Genomic DNA, 2,574 nt, shown 5'->3' on the forward strand with positions numbered 1-2,574 from the left:
CCTTCTCCAACAGCAAGGCGGCGCGCGATAGCCAGGAAGGGGAACGGCGTGCGCCCGTTCACCGAACCGGGATGGGGCCGTCACTGCTGAGAAACCAGAGCGGCAATGCTTTCCCTGGCCACCCGCCTCCGCCTCGTTAGAAGGATACGCAGAGATTATGCAAACGGATTACCTCGTTTGCGCAGAGCGGCGACCGCCTCAGTCGTCGATGCCCATCGCCGTACCCGCTCCTGCTTGCCACGAAACCTGCTGCAAAGTGTGAACAACAGGGTGCTTTTGCTCGGTCCCTCGCCTTCCTCTTCGGCCTTTTTCCGGTTTCCAATGACTGTGCAGTGCAGTGCTATTGGCCGGCCTCGGCATCAAAGCCTGGCTGGTGAAAGGGCTGCTCGCCTGGGCTATACTATTCCCTATTGGAAACGGAGGTTGCAACGATGCATTCGACCAAACCAGGCGATGCCCGCGCCGCACTCTCGCTGATCATCACTCTGCTGCTGTGGGCTTCGGCTTTTGCCGGTATCCGCGCTGGCCTGCAAAGCTACTCACCCGGCGCCCTCATCCTGCTGCGTTTCCTCGTGGCCTCGCTGGCCCTGGCTCTTTATGCTCTGTTCACGCGCATGCGCCTGCCCGCCTGGCGCGATCTGCCCGGCCTGCTCTTGCTTGGACTCATCGGCATCACCGGTTACCATGCCGGCCTGACCTTCGGTGAGCTGACCGTCAACGCCGGCACGGCCAGCTTCCTGGTATCTTCGGTCCCTTGCTTCACGGCCCTGCTGGCTCTGCTCGTGCTGCGCGAACGCCTGACGCTCTGGGGCTGGCTGGGCATCGCCATCAGCGTCGTAGGCGTCACCATTATCTCACTGGGTGGCAAGGAGGGCCTCCACTTCACCCCCGGCGCTCTGTTGGTGCTGCTCGCCTCGCTCTGCGAAAGCGTCTACTTTATCGTTCAGAAACGCTACATGCAGCGCTACAGCAGCAGCGAGATGACGGCCTACACGATGTGGGCTGGAACCCTCTTTATGCTGCCTTTCGCACCAGCCTTGCTACACGATTGGCCCCAGGCCGCGCCGGCGGCGACGCTGGCAGTGGTCTATCTGGGCCTCTTCCCGGCAGCCATCGCTTACGGTACCTGGGCCTTCACTCTGGCCCGCCTGCCGGCCTCGCTAGCCACAAGTTTTCTGAATATTTCTCCGCTCCTGGCCCTGGCGATCTCCTGGCTTTGGCTGCATGAAGTGCCGACGCTGCTCGAAATGCTCGGGGGACTGGTAGTCATCGCCGGGGTCTTGCTGGTGAATACGCGCGGTAAGCTGCCTACTCCCAGCGAGGGGCAGCGGCCTTCCTCCCCACCCGATGCGGCCACTGCGCTGGAAACCGGGGCAGCAGAGGGCTGCCGTATCGGTGACTGAGGCTGAGCCAGGCTCAGCCTCAGTCTGCCGCTGCGATAGGCGAGCGGCCTGGCTGCCTAGTGAGCATAGAGCGGGCGCCAGACGCCGCCGTGATAGGAGCAGGCTCCACGAATGCCGCCCGATTTGCTGTACATGCCGTCGCTGCATTCAACTACGTAGCCTCTGCCGTTCCAGAAGTTGCTGATGCAAGAGAAGTAGGCGCAGAAGCTGGCTGGAGGCGAGTAGATCAGAGCGCCCGGCTCGAAGTTGTAGCCCCAGGGGTTGCAGTTGACGCCAGGGCAAGGGGTCGGCGCAGGCGGAGGGGTAGGAGTGGGCTTCGGTCTGGGCGTCGGCGTCGGTTGCGGGCGTGGCATTGGCGTAGGGCTGGGAGTCGGCGAGGGCGCTCGTGTTGGCGTTGCGCTGGGCATAGCAGGCGCCTGCGTCGCCTGAGAGAGCTGCGTGCCATGTGCCACGGCGCTAACGGTTGGTCGATGGGCGAGTGAGGTCCCCTGGACGGCGCTACCTGCCGTGGGCGTGAGGCTGTTGAGCAGGGCCTGACGCTCGCTAAACGCCGCCGCACTCGTGCAGAAAGAGCAGACGAGCACCAGCGAGATGCCGCTCAGCGCTAACACAAGCTGGCTGCGTTGGGAGCGCTGGCGATAGCGCTGCCACTCGTCCCGCAGGAATTGACCCAGGCTTTGCTGTTGACGCCGCAGCTGCGACCGCAGGGCCAGGACGAGGTAGATCGGCACAATGATGGTGCAAAGATACCCCAGCACCAGGAGCACCTTTTGCCAACGGCTGAGCCGCTTCCAGCTGATCCGCCCCTCCAGATTGAACAGGCGACGACCTTCGGTGATGATGAGTGTGAACAGCACGAGCAGCAGTAAAAGCGTGCCAATGACCCCTAAAGGCTCCAGACCAGTGGCTGTGGCGGAAGAGCTAACGTCGCTGTCAATCGCAGCCTGGATGAAAATGAGCATATAAAAAAAGAAACAGGCCAATAGTAAAGCAAGCAATAATAATACCCTGCGCCGGCCCCCTGGACCACCGGGGACTACAGGGGTTGTTTCGGCTGATGGCTTCATGCTGTCTTTCTCCTCGCTTTACAGTGAATATGCTCCCTTGCTTTCTCAGGGGAATAATATTCTGTCATATAAATCTACTGAATTTCAATATATAGATCTTAGCG

At 61.3% G+C, this 2,574-nt stretch carries 2 protein-coding genes; one reads left to right on the forward strand and one right to left on the reverse strand.

The features are described from left to right. Positions 1 to 431 precede the first annotated feature (431 nt). Positions 432 to 1,403 (forward strand): EamA family transporter, encoded by a 972-nt coding sequence (locus tag IRZ24_RS19225; protein ID WP_297168045.1) that lies wholly within the window; start codon positions 432 to 434, stop codon positions 1,401 to 1,403. A gap of 56 nt (positions 1,404 to 1,459) precedes the next feature. Here the strand turns inward: IRZ24_RS19225 and IRZ24_RS19230 are convergent, their stop codons facing one another. Beyond that, entirely contained in the window at positions 1,460 to 2,470 is a 1,011-nt protein-coding gene (locus IRZ24_RS19230; RefSeq protein ID WP_297168048.1) for a hypothetical protein, read from the reverse strand. Positions 2,471 to 2,574 lie beyond the last annotated feature (104 nt).

The organism is Thermogemmatispora sp. (genome assembly GCF_019683755.1).
Taxonomy (GTDB): domain Bacteria; phylum Chloroflexota; class Ktedonobacteria; order Ktedonobacterales; family Ktedonobacteraceae; genus Thermogemmatispora.